The following is a 14,749-nucleotide window of genomic DNA, read 5'->3' on the forward strand; positions in this document are numbered from 1 at the left end:
GGAAAAGGCCGCTCGGATGGATCGCCGTCCGTCTCACCGGACATGAAAAAGGCCGCTTCCATCGGAGCGGCCGTGGGTGCAGGACGAAGCACGCGCAGCCGCCGTCAGGCGCTGCACCACCAATTCCGGGACAGGGTCGCGGGCTTCGTCATGGCCGGCACCATACAGCAGCCGGGTCCCGGCGGAAAGCCGGCAAGGGTGGACGCGCTCGTTCCCCTCCGCTATCGACGGGACATGGACGTCATGCCGCCCCATATCCCTGGGACAACCTTCCGGTCCCGGCCATGACCCGCGTCACGCCCCAGCTGCTGCTGCGCGCCTATGCCGCCGGGCTGTTCCCGATGGCGGAATCGGCGGACAGCCCGGAGCTGCACTGGTTCGACCCGCCGCGCCGGGGCATCCTGCCGCTCGACGGCGTGCATGTGCCGCGACGGCTGGCCCGCACGGTCAAGGCCGGACGCTTCAAGGTCACCGCCGACCACGCCTTCCATGCGGTGATCGCCGGCTGCGCCGCGCCCTCGCCGGACCGGCCGAACACCTGGATCAACGACGAGATCGTCGCCCTCTACACCGCCCTTCACCGGGCCGGCTTCGCCCACAGCGTCGAATGCTGGGACGGCGACACGCTGGTGGGCGGCCTGTACGGCGTCGCCCTGGGCGGCGCCTATTTCGGCGAGAGCATGTTCAGCCGCGCCACCGACGCCAGCAAGGTGGCGCTGGTCCATCTCGTTGCCCGGCTGCGCGCGGCCGGCTTCGCCCTGCTCGACACCCAGTTCGTCACCGACCACCTGGCCCGCTTCGGCACCATCGAGATCGAGCGCGCCGAGTATCGCCGCCGCCTGGCCGCCGCCCTGGCGCTGCGGCCGGACTGGGCCGGCGCCGACCCGGAGCCGGAGCTGGCCGCGCTGCTGCACCGACGGCCGGAGGAGCGATGACCGCCCTGCCCCTGCGCCGCCGGCCGGTGCCGGACGGCCCGATCGACGACGCGCTGATCCGCTTCATCGAGGCGCACCCGGTGCCGACCACGCCGTTCGAGCCGCGCTGGGGCCTGTCGCGCCTGGTGCTGGGCCCCGGCAGCATCATCGACGTGGTCGACGCCGAGGGGCGGCGGGTCGCCGTCGCCGCCGTGGTCGACGCCACGACCAACGGCCGCAACGCGGCCATCCTGGTGCCGCTCTGCCTCCTGCCCGGCTGCGATGGGGACGCGCTCGCCGCCTTCCTGCTGGCGGAGGCCGAGGCGGTCACCGCCGCCGGGCCGCGGCGCAGCCTCGAGGTCGGCACCGAGGACATGTTCGCCGGCCGCGCCGCCGAGTTGCAGGCCCGCGGCTATCGCGAGGCCTACCGCATGCACGTGATGCGCCGGCCCCTGGACACCGCCCCGCCACCGGTGCCACCCCTGCCCGAAGGCCTGCGCTGGTCGCCGCCGACCGAGGAGACGATGCGCAGCCAGCACGAGGCCGTCTGCCGCGCCATGACGCCGGTGCCCGGCGCCAGCATCCCGGATTTCGAGAGCTTCGCCGCCCGGGCTCGCGCGATGCCCGAGAACCACGGCCTGATCCTGCACGGCGACGCCGTCGCCGGCTTCCTGCGCGTGCATCCGCCCAAGATCGCCGGCGACGAAGGCGACGTCGCCCTGATCGGGCGCCATCCGGAGCATCGCGGCGGCGGGCTGGGCGACATCCTGGTGGCCGAGAGCCTGCGCCGCCTGCACGCCGCCGGAGCCGGCACCGCGGTGCTGGAGGTCGCGGCGGTGAACGACGCCGCCCTGGCCCTCTATCGCCGCCACGGCTTCACCGTGACCGAGACCATCCCGGTCTACGTGAAGGACGTGCCGGCCGCCGGATAGCACTTCTCGGGCAGAGACACGGCGGCGACAATGCCTAGAACGCTGCCGGAGTCGTCGTGATGACCTTCGCCCTCTGGATGGTCCTGGCGGCCATCCTGCTGCCCTATCTGACCGTGATGCCGGCCAAGGTGACGTCGCGGATCGACAACCACGCCCCGCGCCGGGACATGGAGCGGATGACCGGCTGGCAGCAGCGCCTGGACTGGGCGCATCGCAACCATTTCGAGACGTTTCCGGCCTTCGCCGCGGCGGTGATCATCGCCCAGATGCGCGGCGCGCCCCAGGGCTGGGCCGACCTGCTGGCCGGACTCTTCGTGCTGTTCCGCCTCGCCTATACCGGCGCCTATGCCGCCGACCGGCCGAGCCTGCGATCCAACATCTGGGCGCTCGGCTTCCTCTGCGTGCTCGGCCTGTTCGCCTTGGCCGCCTAGCCCGTATATCCCACCCCCTTGTGTCCTGCGCCGGTTCAACATGCCGACAGGGCAGGAGGACGGCGCAGCGCGATGTGGTGCATCGCGCAAGCCGTTCGACGCACCATGTCGGCATGTTCAACCGGCCCGGAGGGTCGCCTTGCGGCGGCCGCCTGCGGGCGCCGGCCGCTCGACCGTATGTCCCTATACGCTCTTCGCGGCCCGCGCCCTCATTCGACTCACCGCAAGGCGACGCAGGACGCAAGGGGGGGGGATATACGGGCTACTGCCGGCCCGGCGGCAGCGCCGGCGGGATGATCTTCATCTCCGGCAGCGGCAGCGGCGAGGCGTCCGGCACGTTCTCGTCGACCTCCTGCTGCGCCGCCGCGGCGGCCGGCGAGGTGTCGGTGCAGCTGACCACCCAGATGTCGTAGACCGGATGGTCGAGCGCCGAGACGCCCGGCGAGGAGGCGAACATCCAGCCGGTGAAGACGGTGGCGGCCGGCTTGCCGGGCGGGGTGTCGGTGATCTCGAGGAAGGCCGCGCTCTCCGGCGGATCCTCGGGCGGCGCCTTGCGGCAGGCGCGGACGGTGATGCCCAGCGTGCCGAACTGCACCGTCTCGCCGACCTTGGCCTCGAGCGGCTGGGTCCGCGCCGTGATCTTGTCGAGGCCGCGCAGCTCGGCGATCGGCTGGTCGATCGTGGCCGCGGCCTGCACCGCGCCCGGAAGAGCCGCGGCGGCGAGCACCGCGAGCGCGGGAAGCACGAAAAGGCTGCGCATGGTCCGGATCAATTCCCCAACATGCCGCCGGGCTTGCCCTGTTGCGGCGCCTGCTCCTGCCCCGGGGCGGCGGGGGTTCCGCCGGCCCCGCCGGTGCTGGCGCGGTCGCCGAGCTGGCCGATGCTGAAGATCACCTGGCCGAGCAGCTGCTCCAGGCTCGGATTCGACTGGGTGTAGGCGATGGTGTCGCCATCCTTCAGCCAGCCGTTCGGATCGTCCGGCCGGGCGCCGGGGCTGAGCGAGAGGCTGCGGCCGCCGAGCAGCCCGTCGCTGCTGATCGCTGCGGCAGTATCCTGCGACAGCTTGACCGACGGGTCGATCGACAGCTGGACGTCCGCCAGATAGCTCTCGGGATTCAGGGTCACGCTGGTGACGGTGCCGACCTTGACGCCGCCGATCCGGACATCGGTGCCGGCGTCGACGCCGTCGGCCTGGTTGAACTGGGCCTTGAGCGTGTAGCCCGAGGCGGACCCGAGATTGGCGCTGGTATAGGCGAATCCCAGGAAGACCAAGGCGACGGCCAGCACGACCGCGCCCATGACCGTCTCGATGACGTTCCTGTGCATCGCTGTTCCCTCAGGCCAGCCCGGTCACGCCGGCGTCCAGGGCTCGTAGTCGCCGGTCGCCTTGGCGCGATGGCTGCCGCGCAGCGGATGGCCCGGCGGCAGATAGGCATGGCCGGTCCCGGTCGGGTTGGTCTCGGGCGGCTGCTGCCAGGGCCGGCGGAACGGGCTGGCGTCGCCCGGCGGCTCCTTGAAGGTGTAGTGCAGCCACCCGTGCCATTCCGGCGGCACGCGCGTCGCCTCGGATTCGCCGCCGTTGAACACCACCCAGCGCTTCTCGCGGCCGCCCTGGGCGACCTTGCGGCTGCGATAGTAGCGGTTGCCGAAGGCGTCCTGGCCGACCAGCTGGCCACGCCGCCAGGTGACGAAACGGAGATAGGCGCGCAGCCCGAATTCGGTCAGATCGAAGGCCATGGATCCCAAGGACATGCCGAGTGACGGCCCCCGGCCGTCGAACGGCGCGGACTATGGCATCGCCGGCCGCGTCCGTCCAGTGCGCGCGCCGCCGCGCCCCGGGGCAATTTCAAGGCACGCCGTTCAAGACCGGCGAGCAGGCCCCGGCGAAGCGGCGATGGAGGCCGGGGTCGCCCGCCGGCCGTCCGTCGCCGTCAGGCCGATGCCGGCCGCCACCGCGGCCAGCCCCGCCAGCAGCGGCCAGCCGAGCGGCTCGTCCAGGGTGAAGACGCCGAGCAGCGCCGCCACCACCGGGTTGACGGCGACCGAGATCGCCACCCGGGTCGGGGTGGTGCGGCCGAGGGCGAAGACCCAGAGGAAGAAGGTCAGGGCACCGCCGACCACGCCGAGATACACCACCGCGGCCCAGCCCGCCGGATCCAGGACGGGCAGCGCTGTCGGCCGGGCCGACAGCGCCATCGCCGCCAGGCTGCAGGCGCCGGCAGCCATGCCGATGACGCTGAAGGACAAGGGCGAGGACCGCAGGACGAAGGGCCGCGACCACACGTTATAGAGGGCGCCGCAGCCGGCCGCCCCGACCATCAGCAGGTCGCCGCGCCACGCCCCCGGCGGCGCCTCGGCCAGGCCGGCGCCGAGCGCCAGCGCCACCCCTGCCATCGCCAGCAGCACCCCGGCCGCCTTGCGCGGGGCCAGCCGCTCCGCCCCCAGCGCCGCGCCCATAGCCAGGGTCAGGAGCGGTTGGGTCGACAGCGCCAGCGCTCCGCGCGCGGCGGTGGTGTGGGCCAGCGCGGCGTTGAACAGGAACGGGAAGGCGGCGAAGAACAGCAGGCCCAGCAGCGTCGCCGCCGGCAGGTCGCGCCGCGGCGGCCAGGGCGAGCGCAGCGCCAACGCCACGGGCAGCAGCAGGACGCAGCCGATGCCGAAGCGGAACACGCCCAGCGTCGCGGGATCCAGCGCCCCCATCAAGAAACGCGTCGCCACCACCGAGGTGCCGCCGAGCGTGCTCGACGCCAGCGCCGCCGCCACGCCGAGCCCTTCACGCGCCATGCCGTCCCCTCCTTTACCGGGCGGAGCAGCATAGGAACGGCTCTCGGCTTCAAGGAAACGCATAGTTATGATCATCTGGATCACGAACCGTGATGGAGTGCCGAGTGCTGGATCCGGACCTGCTGCGCGCCTTCGTCGCCGTCGCCGACCACGGCTCCTTCACCCGCGGCGCCGCGGCGCTGAACCGGACCCAGTCGGCCGTGAGTATGCAGATCCAGCGGCTGGAGGGCGCGGTCGGTGCCGCGGTGCTGGACCGCAGCCGCCGCGGCCTGCGCCTGACCCCGGCCGGCGAGGTGCTGCTGGGCTATGCCCGCCGCATCCTGTCGGTCTCGGCCGAGGCGATAGGCCGGCTGCGCGACCTGCAGGTCGAGGGCACGGTCCGGCTCGGCGTGATGGAGGATTACGGCACCCGGCTGGTGCCGCCGCTGCTGGCCGGCTTCGCCGCCGCCCATCCGCGCATCCAGGTCGAAATGGTGACCGGGCTGACGACGCCGATGCTGCCGCAGTTGGGCGAGCGCTTCGACCTGGTGCTGGCGATGCATGCGGCAGGCGACGGCGGCGGCACCTTCCTGCGGCGCGAGCGGGCGGTCTGGGCCGCCGGCCGCGATGTCGCCGCCGAGACGCGCAGCCCCCTGCCCCTCGCCCTCTATCCCCAGGGCTGCCTGTTCCGGGCCTGGGCGATGGCGTCGCTCGACGCCGCCGGCTTGCCCTGGCGGCTCGCCTTCGTCAGCCACAGCCTGGCGGCGGTGACCGCGATCGCCGCGCAGGGGTTGGCCGTCACCGTGGTCAAGGCCGGGCTGCTGCCGCCGGAGCTGCGCCCCCTGGGCGAGCGCGACGGCCTGCCGCCGCTGCCCGAAGCCGATATCCGCCTGCACCGCGCCCCCGGTCTGGCGCCGGCCGGCGAGCTGCTGGCCGGGCATCTGGCCGCCGGGCTGGCCCTGCCGGACCGCGTTGCCTCGGTGTGATGGTAATCACACTTATCATCAATTGACGCCCGTTCGCCAGGCAGCGCCCGCCCAATCGGTTTGCACTGCAACAGGGCGCTTTGCGGCGGAATTGCGGCGAATCCCGGCTATCAAGGCAGAAGCTGGGCGGAAGCGGCGCCTAAATGTCAGGCATTGCAGGCGATGCATTGCTGCGGTGCGATAAGCAGGGGTGGATGCATGACTAAGCTAAGCGCATATATCTCGGCGTGCGATGCAACGCACACCGCGCCGCGAACCCTTCGCTGGACGCGGCACGTGAAGAAGGAAATGCTGAAGTGAACCTGATCAACAAGCTTGTCGCCGCCTGGGAACGTCGTCGCGCCTATGCCGCTCTGATGCAGCTCGATGACCGCCTGCTGGCCGATATCGGCATGAACCGCGGCACCATCATGGAGCGCCTGACGCGCGCCGCCCGCGACACCCGCGTCGCCCCGGCCAATGTCGCCGTGCTGCGCCCGACCGTGGCCGCTGCCGCGAACGAAGATTCGGTCATCCGTCGCGCCGCGTGAACGGCCTGACCGGAGGCACCCGGTCCGCTTCCTCCCCCGGATCCGGGTCGCGAAAACCCCGCCGAGCGTAAGCCGGCGGGGTTTTCTTTTGCGCGCCCCCGGCCTAGCGGCCGTTCCGTCCATCCGCGTCGACATCGGACCAGGTCGCCGATCGCGGCCGCACCAGGTGCGGAACCTTGCGCTGTGGATGCGGCACCTCGGCGCCCGGCTTCTCCGTGTCGAACGCTTGCCGCGACCGCTCGATCGCAGGGTGGTGCTCGGTCGCCCAGGAGAACAGGGCCTTGAGCGGTTCGATCAGCGTCCGGCCGCGATCGGTCAGCGCATAGTCCACCCGCGGCGGGATCGTCGGGAACACGGTGCGGGTCACCAGCCCGTCGCGCTCCAGCCCCCGCAGGGTCAGGGTCAGCATGCGCTGCGAGATGCCGCCGATGGTCCGGCGAAGCTCGTTGAAGCGCATTGGCCCGTCCGACAGCAGCCCGACCACCATCACCGTCCATTTGTCGCCGACCCGGGCCAGCACGTCGCTGATCGCCCGGCACTGGTCGTGCCCGTCACGCACATCGCTGTTGCTCGGTTCCAAAAATGTGCCTCCTTGCGCCGCTCCCGGGCAGTCATCAGTTTAGCCCCAGTCACCAAATGTGACTACCCCGGGGCCGGATCAACCCGGGGTCTCGTCGGCCGGCCGGCCCATCCCCCTGCCCTCGACCATGAGGACCCGTTCCCGATGAGCCGAATCCTGTTCGTCACCTCCAGCCCGCGCGGCGCGGCCTCGCTGTCGACCAAGGTCGCCACCGCCCTGGTCGACCGGCTGCAGACGCAGTCCCCGGGCGCCGTGATCGTCCGCCGCGACCTGGCCGCCCAGCCGCTGCCACATATCGGCAAGGACTTCCTGGCCGCCCAGGCGCTGCCGGCCGAGGCCCGCAGCCCGGCGCAGCAGGCGGCGCTGGCCCTGTCCGACACGCTGGTGCAGGAGCTGTTCGCCGCCGATGTCGTCGTCATCGCCTCGGCGATGATCAATTTCGGCCTGGCCTCGACGCTGAAGAGCTGGTTCGACTACCTGCTGCGCGCCGGCGTCACCTTCCGCTACGGCGAGGCGGGCCCGGAAGGCCTGGTCACCGGCAAGACCGTGTATCTGGTCGAGGCCCGCGGCGGCGTCTATTCCGACGGCCCCTACAAGCCCTTCGATTTCCAGGAGCCCTATCTGCGACACCTGCTCGGCTTCATCGGCCTGACCGATGTCGAGTCGATCGCGGTCGAGGGCGTCGCCTTCGGCCCCGAGGCCGCGGAGAAGGCTGTCATCGGGGCGCTGGAGAGGGTCTCGACGATCACGGCGCAGGCGGCGTGATCCCGGTTCCGGGGCCGGCCGGATGCGGCCGGTCCCGGATGGTCTTCCGACGTCCGGCCCGCGGCGGCGGGACGGTGAGGGTCAGCCGCCAGACCAGGGCGCTGGCACCGCGCCTTTCCACCCAGACGCCCCGTCCGGGCTGCGGCGCCTGCTCGGCGCGCACCACTTCGAGATCGAAGGCGGCTGGGCCGGGCATGCCGAGCGCCGCCCAGCGCCGGCAGGCGGCGTCGAGCCGCCGCACGGCCTCGGGCGGGCCGTAACCGATCAGCACCCCGGGCCGGCAGATCGCGACCGACTCCGCCGCCGCGTCGACCAGGCCGAAGGGCGCGGTCGACAGCTCCTCGCCGGCCCCATCGTCGAATGCCGTGAAGCCGGGTTCGGTCTGGCCGAGAAAGAGGCGGAAGGCATAGGCCGCGCCACCGAACCGGGCCGGATCCCGGGCCCCGAGCGGCAGCGGCCGGTGCGACGTCGGCGTCGCGCCGATGCCGGGCCAGAACGGCAGCTCCTCGAGCCGGCGGCGCTCGACGCCTCGCTCCTGCCCCGGGCCGGTGAAGCGGACGAAGCGACCGGGGACCGCCTCCAGCGCCCGGAACCGGTCGCCCTCCCGGCGCAGGACCGCGACATGGCAGTCGCGGCCAGCGCCGCCCGCCAGCGCGATCGGCAGCAGCAGGCGGCCGCCCACGGCGATCTGTTCGAACAGTGCTGCCGGCAGGTCCCAGACGGCGGCGGTGACCACGGCCCGGTCATAGGGCGCCGCGGTGGCGTGGCCGGCGGCGCCGTCGCCTTCGACGATGGCGACATTGGCGCTGCCCAGCGATGCGAGATCGTCCCGGCTGCGCCGCGCGAGATCCCCCAGGATCTCGACCCCGACCACATGGCCGTCGCCACCGACCAGCCGGCCCATCACGGCGGCCAGCCAGCCCGAGCCGGAGCCGATCTCGATGGCCCGGTGACCGGGCTCCAACCCCAGCCGGTGAAGCAGCCACAGCACGTAGCTGGGTTGGGAATTGGTCGAGTCGAGCGCGGCGTCGTCCGGCCCGAGATGGGCCAGCACCCGGTCGCTGTAGACGGCGGCGAGATGGCGCTGCGGCTCGGCGTCGAAATCCTCGGCCGGCCGGTCCCGGTCGGCGCGGAAGCGGTGCACAAAGCGATGCCGCGGCGCCTCCCGCACCGCCTGCCGGAGCCGTTCCGGCAGGCCGTCTTCGCCGCGCCGGCGGAACGCCGTATCCAGCATGCCCAGGAAACGGGTGAGGTGCTCCTCGATCTCCAGCTCCATGATCCCTCCGGCAGAATGTCCGCGAGGAAATGCGCGCGACACGGGCGGCTGCGGACCGGAAATATTTTTCGCGATGCCTGTCCGCGCCCGGCCGCGCCATGCGCATAGTGCTGCGGATGCAGGACACCTCGCCCCTCAAACCGCGGATCGCGCTCCAGGCCTTCGGCCGGACCGAGCAGGATGTCCGGCGCGCGCTCGCCGCGCTGTCGGAGCCGGATCTGCTGCGGCTGCAGGCGATCGCGCGGCTGCGCTGCCGCGGCCTGCCGGGGCTGGACTGGCAGGAGCTGCTGCACGAGGCCGTCCTGCGCGCCCTCGACGGCTCCCGGCCCTGGCCGCCGGGCGTGGCGCTGGTCGCCTTCCTGGCCGGCATCATGCGCAGCCTCCGCAGCGACCATTGGCGCCGCCAGCGGGTCGCGGCGACGGCGCTGTCGGCGCAGGCGGCGGAGGTCGCCGACCAGGCGCCGGACCCGGAGCGCATCGCCGCCGCCGGCCAGGCCCTGGCGGCGATCGACCGGCTGTTCGCCGACGATCCCGCGGCGCTGGCCGTCATCCTGGGGCTGAGTCAGGGCCTGTCGGCCGGGGAGATCCGGCGGCGCACGGGCCTGTCCGAGACCGAATACGAGTCCACGCGCAAGAGGATGAGGCGGGCGCTGCTGCGCCACGGCCTCACTGGGCTGCCATGACGCATCGATCCGACCGCGCGCTCGAACGCCTGCTGGACGCGCTGGAGGCCGAACTCGCCGCCGCGCCGGAGGACGAGATCCGGCAGGCCGCCGCCGAGGCCGGGCGCAAGGTCTCCTCCACCGCCTGGGACGTCCGCGGCGTGATCCGGCGCGCCGAGGCGACCGCGTCCCCGGCAGCGCCCGCCGCCCCCGTTCCGCGGCCCTGGCGGCCGCCGCCGCGCTGGCACTGACCGGCCCAAGAGCGAAGTTCACAGCCCTGCCCCGCGACCGAAGGCGGTCTGGCGGATGCGCCACAAGCTGCTAGCCTGCGGCCGCACACCACGAAACCGTCACCAACGGAGAGTCGCATGGAATACCGTCAGCTCGGCGGGTCCGGCCTCAAGGTTCCCGTGCTCAGCTTCGGCACCGCCACCTTCGGCGGCAGCACCGAGTTCTTCCAGCGCTGGGGCAGCACCGACGTCGCCCAGGCCTCGCGCCTGGTCGATCTGTGCCTGGAGGCCGGCGTCAATTTCTTCGACACCGCCGACGTCTACAGCCAGGGCGCGTCGGAGGAGATCCTGGGCCAGGCCCTGAAGGGCCGGCGCGACCAGGTGCTGATCTCGACCAAGGCCACCTTCGGCATGGGGCCGGGGCCGAACGACAAGGGCTCGTCGCGCTACCACCTGATCCGCGCCTGCGAGGCCAGCCTGAAGCGGCTGGGCACCGACCACATCGACCTCTACTTCATGCACGGCTTCGACGCGATCGCGCCGGTCGACGAGACGCTGCGCGCGCTCGACGACCTGACCCGCAGCGGCAAGATCGGCTATATCGGCGCCTCCAACTTCTCCGGCTGGCACCTGATGAAGGCGCTGGCGACGTCCGAGAGATACGGCCTCGCCCGCTACGTCGCCTATCAGGGCTATTACTCGCTGATCGGCCGCGACTACGAGTGGGAGCTGATGCCGCTCGGCCTCGACCAGAAGGTCGGGCTGATGGTGTGGAGCCCGCTGGGCTGGGGCCGCCTCACCGGCAAGATCCGGCGCGGCCAGCCGGCCGGGGCGGGACGCATCGCCTCCGGCGGCAGCGAGGGCGGGCCGACGGTCGACGACGAATACCTGTACGACGTGGTCGACGCGCTCGACCGGGTGGCGCAGGAGACCGGCAAGACCATCCCGCAGGTGGCGCTGAACTGGCTGCTGCAGCGGCCGACCGTGGCCAACATCGTGGTCGGCGCCCGCAACGAGGAGCAGCTGAAGCAGAATCTCGGCGCCGTCGGCTGGAACCTGACGCCGGAGCAGGTGGCGCTGCTGGACGACGCCAGCCACCGCACCCCGGCCTATCCCTACTGGCACCAGACCGGCTTCGACGAGCGCAACCCGAAGCCGACCCGCTGGGTGAAGCGGGAGGGGTAAGGCGCGCCTCTCCCCGTCATTGCGAGGAGCGCAGCGACGAAGCAATCCAGGGGCCAGTGCGAGCGGCCCTGGATTGCTTCGCTACGCTCGCGATGACGGTTTGAGGACGCGAAAAGGGACTACGCCCTCTCACGACACGGCGGTCAGCTTCGGCCTTCCGGCGGCGGTGCCGAACTCGCCGGGATGCAGCTCGTGCGTCCCGGCCTTCTCGGCATCGATGCCGAGCGCCGGGAACAGCAGCTCGGCGACGTTGTAGGCCTCCTCCAGATGCGGGTAGCCGGAGGCGATCACCGTTTCGATGCCGAGGTCCTGGTATTCGCGCAGCCGTGCCGCCACCGTCTCGGGGTCGCCGACCAGCGCCGTGCCGGCGCCGCGCCGCACCAGGCCGATGCCGGCCCAGAGGTTGGGGCCGACCAGAAGCCTGTCACGCCGGCCGCCATGCAGCGCCGACATCCGCTGCTGGCCGACCGAATCCGAGCCTTCGGCCAGCTTCTTCTGCGCCTCGGCGATGGCGTCGTCGGAGACGTCGCGGATCAGCCGCTCGGCCACCCGCCACGCCTCCTCCTCCGTCTCGCGCACGATCAGATGGATGCGCAGCCCGAAGCGCAGGGTCCGGCCGCGCGCCGCCGCGCGCGCCCTCGCCGCCTCGATCTTCTGCGCCACCTGGTCCAAGGGCTCGCCCCAGGTCAGGTAGGTCTCGACCTGGTCGGCCGCGAGGTCGAGCGCGGCGTCGGAGGAGCCGCCGAACCACAGCGGCGGATGCGGCCGCTGCACCGGCGGGAAGGACAGCCTGCCGCCCTTCACCTTCAGGAACTCGCCGTCGAAATCCACCGTCTCGCCGGCCAGCAGGCGGCGCCAGATGGTCAGGAACTCCGCCGCCTGGGCGTAGCGGGTGTCGTGGTCGAGGAAGACGCCGTCGCCGGCCAGCTCGGCCGGGTCGCCGCCGACCACGACGTTGAGCAGCAGCCGGCCCTGGCTGATCCGGTCCAGCGCCGCGGCCTGGCGGGCGAAGAAGGCGGGCGTCGCCACGCCGGGGCGCAGCGCCACCAGGAAGCGCAGCCGCTCGGTCGCCGTGGCCAGCGCCGTGGCGGTGATCCAGGCGTCCTCGCAGCCGCGGCCGGTGGGCAGCAGCACGCCCTTGTAGCCCAGCCGGTCGACCGCGGTGGCGATCTCGCGCAGGTAGCGGAACTCGGCCGGGCGGTGCCGGTCCTGGGTGCCGAGATAGGGGCCGTCGCCGCTGGTCGGGATGAACCAGAACAGGTCGAGCGGCTTCCGGGTGTCGGACATGAGGGGATTCCCTGCTGTGGTCAGGCGCCGGTCCAGACGATGTCGCGGATCGCGATCGGCGCCGGGATCAGCCCCAGCGCGGCGAAACGGTCGGCGATCTTTTGCTGCTGGCCCACAATCTCCTCGGTCAGCGGGCCGATCCGGAAGGTGGCGCGGTCGACCGCGCGCTGCTCCGCCGCCAAGCTGATGCCGGTCTCGTCGGCGAAGAGCTGCGCCACCTGGGCGTGGTGCGCATCGGCCCAGACGCCGACCTCGCCCAGCGCCTCGACAAGGCCGCGCAGCGCGGCGGGGTGGGCCGCGGCGAAGGCCTTGGAGGCCAGGAAATAGGAGTTCTGCGGTTCGACATCGGCCGAGGTCGCCAGCACCCGCGCCCCCTCCTCCAGCTCGGCGATGGCGTAGTACGGGTCCCAGATCGACCAGGCGTCCAGGCTGCCGCCGGCGAAGGCGGCACGGGCATCCGCCGGGGCGAGGTAGACGGGGGTGATGTCCTGCCAGCCGAGCCCCGCCTTCTGCAGCGCCCCGACCAGGAAGTTGTGGGCGCTGGAGCCCTTGCCGACGCCGACGCGCAGCCCCTTCACATCGGCGACGGACTTCGCCGCCGATCCCTTCGGCACCACCAGGGCCACGCCCTTCCCCTCGGTCGGCTGGGCCGCGGCATAGACCAGCTCGGCCTGCGCCGCCTGGGCGAAGATCGGCGGGGTGTCGCCGGTGGCGCCGAAATCGATGCTGCCGGCGTTCAGCGCCTCGAGCAGCGGCGGGCCGAAGGCGAACTCGACCCATTCGACCGCGATGCCCTGCGGGGCGAAGCGCTGTTCCAGGGATTTCCGTGTCTTGGCGACCAGCAGGATGCCGTTCTTCTGGTAGCCGATGCGGATGGCCTTCGGCCCCTCCTTCGCCCCGGCCGGGCCGTTGGCCAGCGGCGCGGCCGCGGCGAGGGCAAGGGTGGTCGACAGCAGGGTACGGCGGGAGAGCATGGCGGTCCTCCGGATGGGACGGACAATCTCTCAGTCTGGCGTGGAGTACGTCAATCCAATTCTCGATCTCTTATGTTATTATCTATAAATTACATATATTATTAGTTTTTTGATATCTCTCCCTACTGTCATTGCCGGGCTTGACCCGGGCATCCAGGAATGTCGATGCCGCTCTGGGTGGCCCCTGGATCGCCGGGTCAAGCCCGGCGATGACAATAAAAGTTGAGCCCCACTCCTCTTCCGCACCCTGAAAACCCTTAACCGGACAGCCGCGGGTCAAGCCCGGGCATGACAACAAGGATTGCTGGAGAAACGTCGGGTTGGCGATTGCCAATCCGACCGACATCGCCGTTTACGCCGCCTCGGGCCGGGCCTCGGCGCAGCTTTCGGCCAGCTGCTCCGCCACCAGCCGGACGGCCGGGGACGCGCCGGGCTGCAGCATGACGGCGAGCTCGCTGGGCGGAACCGGCGGGAAACCCTCCTCCGGCCGCAGGATGCGGAGGTCGTCGCGCACCGAGCGCGCGACCAGGATGCCGATGCCGAAGCCGCAGGCGATCGCGGCCTGCACCGCCGACAGGTTCGAGCCCGTGAAGGCGATGCGCCAGCGCCGCCCGGCGCTTTCCAGCGCATGGATCGCCCGCGCCCGGTAGATGCAGCCCTGGGCGTAGGCGACCAGCGGCACCGGGTCGCCCTCCGGCACGCCGTGGCGGCGGCTGGCCACCCAGACCAGCCGCTCGGGCCAGGCGGCGAAAGCGGTGCCGATGCCGGCGTCGCGCTTGATCACGGCGATGTCGAGCTCGCCCTGGCCGAAGGCGCGGCGCAGCTCCGGCCCCGCATCGCAGCGAACGTCGAGCCGTAGCGCCGGGCGCAGCCGGGCAAGGCCGGACAACGCCTCGGTCAGCCGCTCGGCGGCGAAATCCTCGCCCAGCCCGACCCGCACCACGGCCATGCCGTCCGGCCGGCGCAGCGCGTCCTCCGCCTCGTCGCTCAGCGCCAGCAGGCGGCGGGCATAGCCGAGCAGCCGCTCGCCTTCCTCGGTCGGCGCCACGCCCCGCCCCTGGCGGTGCAGCAACGGCCGGCCGACCGCCTGTTCCAGCTTGCGGATCTGCTGGCTGACCGTCGACTGGGTGCGGTGCACCCGCTCGCCGGCGCGGGTGAAGCCGCCGGCATCGACCACGGAGACGAAGCTGCGCAGCAGGTCGAGGTCGAGCATGGGGCACCCATCGGCTTTTCC

The 14,749-nt window shown here is 72.0% G+C and carries 18 protein-coding genes; 9 read left to right on the forward strand and 9 right to left on the reverse strand.

Annotated elements, in window-relative coordinates; genetic code table 11:
- The first annotated feature begins 284 nt into the window (after nt 1–284).
- From aat to LG391_RS28110, 3 genes are read left to right on the forward strand one after another with little or no spacing between them, the layout of a single operon-like run.
- Nucleotides 285–935 (forward strand): leucyl/phenylalanyl-tRNA--protein transferase, encoded by a 651-nt coding sequence (gene aat, locus LG391_RS28100; RefSeq protein ID WP_225771368.1) that lies wholly within the window; start codon nt 285–287, stop codon nt 933–935.
- Nucleotides 932–1,846 carry an N-acetyltransferase gene (locus tag LG391_RS28105; protein ID WP_225771369.1) on the forward strand — a complete coding sequence of 305 codons (915 nt, stop codon included), beginning with the start codon at nt 932–934 and terminating at the stop codon, nt 1,844–1,846. Before aat ends, LG391_RS28105 begins: the two co-directional genes overlap by 4 nt.
- Nucleotides 1,847–1,905: 59 nt before the next feature.
- A complete protein-coding gene (locus LG391_RS28110) occupies nt 1,906–2,277 on the forward strand; it encodes an MAPEG family protein (RefSeq protein ID WP_225771370.1) in 372 nt (123 codons plus the stop codon).
- 262 nt (nt 2,278–2,539) lie between these two features.
- Here the strand turns inward: LG391_RS28110 and LG391_RS28115 are convergent, their stop codons facing one another.
- The 4 genes from LG391_RS28115 to LG391_RS28130 all read right to left on the reverse strand — a co-directional run bounded on the left by LG391_RS28115 (nt 2,540) and on the right by LG391_RS28130 (nt 5,061).
- The gene (locus LG391_RS28115) at nt 2,540–3,037 is read right to left on the reverse strand and encodes a DUF2155 domain-containing protein (protein WP_225771371.1); all 498 of its coding nucleotides are present in this window, start codon (nt 3,035–3,037) and stop codon (nt 2,540–2,542) included.
- Nucleotides 3,038–3,045: 8 nt separating this feature from the next.
- Nucleotides 3,046–3,603, reverse strand: coding sequence for an outer membrane lipid asymmetry maintenance protein MlaD (locus LG391_RS28120; protein WP_225771372.1), 558 nt, complete (start codon nt 3,601–3,603; stop codon nt 3,046–3,048).
- A 24-nt stretch (nt 3,604–3,627) separates the two neighbouring features.
- Nucleotides 3,628–4,014 carry an NADH:ubiquinone oxidoreductase subunit NDUFA12 gene (locus LG391_RS28125; RefSeq protein ID WP_225771373.1) on the reverse strand — a complete coding sequence of 129 codons (387 nt, stop codon included), beginning with the start codon at nt 4,012–4,014 and terminating at the stop codon, nt 3,628–3,630.
- 123 nt (nt 4,015–4,137) lie between these two features.
- Nucleotides 4,138–5,061, reverse strand: coding sequence for a DMT family transporter (locus tag LG391_RS28130; RefSeq protein ID WP_225771374.1), 924 nt, complete (start codon nt 5,059–5,061; stop codon nt 4,138–4,140).
- A gap of 104 nt (nt 5,062–5,165) precedes the next feature.
- Between LG391_RS28130 and LG391_RS28135 the strand changes: the two genes are divergently transcribed.
- Both LG391_RS28135 and LG391_RS28140 read left to right on the forward strand, forming a co-directional pair.
- Nucleotides 5,166–6,026, forward strand: coding sequence for a LysR family transcriptional regulator (locus tag LG391_RS28135; protein WP_225771375.1), 861 nt, complete (start codon nt 5,166–5,168; stop codon nt 6,024–6,026).
- A 296-nt stretch (nt 6,027–6,322) separates the two neighbouring features.
- A complete protein-coding gene (locus LG391_RS28140) occupies nt 6,323–6,556 on the forward strand; it encodes a DUF1127 domain-containing protein (protein ID WP_225771376.1) in 234 nt (77 codons plus the stop codon).
- Nucleotides 6,557–6,659: 103 nt separating this feature from the next.
- On the opposite strand, the gene LG391_RS28145 is transcribed toward LG391_RS28140, so the two are convergent.
- Entirely contained in the window at nt 6,660–7,136 is a 477-nt protein-coding gene (locus LG391_RS28145) for a winged helix-turn-helix transcriptional regulator (RefSeq protein ID WP_374200791.1), read from the reverse strand.
- A 144-nt stretch (nt 7,137–7,280) separates the two neighbouring features.
- On the opposite strand from LG391_RS28145, the gene LG391_RS28150 reads away from it, so the two are divergent.
- The gene (locus tag LG391_RS28150; RefSeq protein WP_225771377.1) at nt 7,281–7,901 is read left to right on the forward strand and encodes an FMN-dependent NADH-azoreductase; all 621 of its coding nucleotides are present in this window, start codon (nt 7,281–7,283) and stop codon (nt 7,899–7,901) included.
- On the opposite strand, the gene LG391_RS28155 is transcribed toward LG391_RS28150, so the two are convergent.
- Entirely contained in the window at nt 7,882–9,177 is a 1,296-nt protein-coding gene (locus LG391_RS28155) for a protein-L-isoaspartate O-methyltransferase (protein ID WP_225771378.1), read from the reverse strand. The two genes, LG391_RS28150 and LG391_RS28155, sit on opposite strands and share 20 nt — an antisense overlap.
- Before the next feature lie 98 nt (nt 9,178–9,275).
- On the opposite strand from LG391_RS28155, the gene LG391_RS28160 reads away from it, so the two are divergent.
- The 3 genes from LG391_RS28160 to LG391_RS28170 all read left to right on the forward strand — a co-directional run bounded on the left by LG391_RS28160 (nt 9,276) and on the right by LG391_RS28170 (nt 11,254).
- The gene (locus LG391_RS28160; RefSeq protein ID WP_225771379.1) at nt 9,276–9,860 is read left to right on the forward strand and encodes an RNA polymerase sigma factor; all 585 of its coding nucleotides are present in this window, start codon (nt 9,276–9,278) and stop codon (nt 9,858–9,860) included.
- Nucleotides 9,857–10,090, forward strand: a complete 234-nt coding sequence (locus tag LG391_RS28165) for a hypothetical protein (RefSeq protein WP_225771380.1) — start codon at nt 9,857–9,859, stop codon at nt 10,088–10,090. The genes LG391_RS28160 and LG391_RS28165 overlap by 4 nt, the downstream gene beginning before the upstream one ends.
- 117 nt (nt 10,091–10,207) lie before the next feature.
- Complete coding sequence (locus LG391_RS28170; RefSeq protein ID WP_225771381.1) at nt 10,208–11,254, forward strand: aldo/keto reductase; 1,047 nt, start codon at nt 10,208–10,210, stop codon at nt 11,252–11,254.
- A 129-nt stretch (nt 11,255–11,383) separates the two neighbouring features.
- On the opposite strand, the gene ssuD is transcribed toward LG391_RS28170, so the two are convergent.
- The 3 genes from ssuD to LG391_RS28185 all read right to left on the reverse strand — a co-directional run bounded on the left by ssuD (nt 11,384) and on the right by LG391_RS28185 (nt 14,728).
- Nucleotides 11,384–12,541 (reverse strand): FMNH2-dependent alkanesulfonate monooxygenase, encoded by a 1,158-nt coding sequence (gene ssuD / locus LG391_RS28175; RefSeq protein ID WP_225771382.1) that lies wholly within the window; start codon nt 12,539–12,541, stop codon nt 11,384–11,386.
- 20 nt (nt 12,542–12,561) lie between these two features.
- Nucleotides 12,562–13,515, reverse strand: a complete 954-nt coding sequence (locus LG391_RS28180) for an aliphatic sulfonate ABC transporter substrate-binding protein (RefSeq protein WP_225771383.1) — start codon at nt 13,513–13,515, stop codon at nt 12,562–12,564.
- Nucleotides 13,516–13,867: 352 nt separating this feature from the next.
- Nucleotides 13,868–14,728: a LysR substrate-binding domain-containing protein gene (locus tag LG391_RS28185; protein ID WP_225771384.1), complete on the reverse strand. Its 861-nt coding sequence runs from the start codon at nt 14,726–14,728 to the stop codon at nt 13,868–13,870.
- Between the last annotated feature and the right edge of the window lie 21 nt (nt 14,729–14,749).

It is taken from the genome of Inquilinus sp. Marseille-Q2685, assembly GCF_916619195.1.
Taxonomy (GTDB): Bacteria; Pseudomonadota; Alphaproteobacteria; order DSM-16000; family Inquilinaceae; genus Inquilinus.

Coding starts and splice junctions, on each gene's coding strand:
- LG391_RS28185 (WP_225771384.1), bottom strand. CDS start 14,728: ATGCTCGACCTCGACCTGCTGCGCAGCTTCGTCTCCGTGGTCGATGCC.
- LG391_RS28115 (WP_225771371.1), bottom strand. CDS start 3,037: ATGCGCAGCCTTTTCGTGCTTCCCGCGCTCGCGGTGCTCGCCGCCGCG.
- LG391_RS28160 (WP_225771379.1), top strand. CDS start 9,276: ATGCGCATAGTGCTGCGGATGCAGGACACCTCGCCCCTCAAACCGCGG.
- LG391_RS28125 (WP_225771373.1), bottom strand. CDS start 4,014: ATGGCCTTCGATCTGACCGAATTCGGGCTGCGCGCCTATCTCCGTTTC.
- LG391_RS28120 (WP_225771372.1), bottom strand. CDS start 3,603: ATGCACAGGAACGTCATCGAGACGGTCATGGGCGCGGTCGTGCTGGCC.
- LG391_RS28165 (WP_225771380.1), top strand. CDS start 9,857: ATGACGCATCGATCCGACCGCGCGCTCGAACGCCTGCTGGACGCGCTG.
- LG391_RS28110 (WP_225771370.1), top strand. CDS start 1,906: ATGACCTTCGCCCTCTGGATGGTCCTGGCGGCCATCCTGCTGCCCTAT.
- LG391_RS28130 (WP_225771374.1), bottom strand. CDS start 5,061: ATGGCGCGTGAAGGGCTCGGCGTGGCGGCGGCGCTGGCGTCGAGCACG.
- ssuD (WP_225771382.1), bottom strand. CDS start 12,541: ATGTCCGACACCCGGAAGCCGCTCGACCTGTTCTGGTTCATCCCGACC.
- LG391_RS28170 (WP_225771381.1), top strand. CDS start 10,208: ATGGAATACCGTCAGCTCGGCGGGTCCGGCCTCAAGGTTCCCGTGCTC.
- aat (WP_225771368.1), top strand. CDS start 285: ATGACCCGCGTCACGCCCCAGCTGCTGCTGCGCGCCTATGCCGCCGGG.
- LG391_RS28155 (WP_225771378.1), bottom strand. CDS start 9,177: ATGGAGCTGGAGATCGAGGAGCACCTCACCCGTTTCCTGGGCATGCTG.
- LG391_RS28105 (WP_225771369.1), top strand. CDS start 932: ATGACCGCCCTGCCCCTGCGCCGCCGGCCGGTGCCGGACGGCCCGATC.
- LG391_RS28180 (WP_225771383.1), bottom strand. CDS start 13,515: ATGCTCTCCCGCCGTACCCTGCTGTCGACCACCCTTGCCCTCGCCGCG.
- LG391_RS28150 (WP_225771377.1), top strand. CDS start 7,281: ATGAGCCGAATCCTGTTCGTCACCTCCAGCCCGCGCGGCGCGGCCTCG.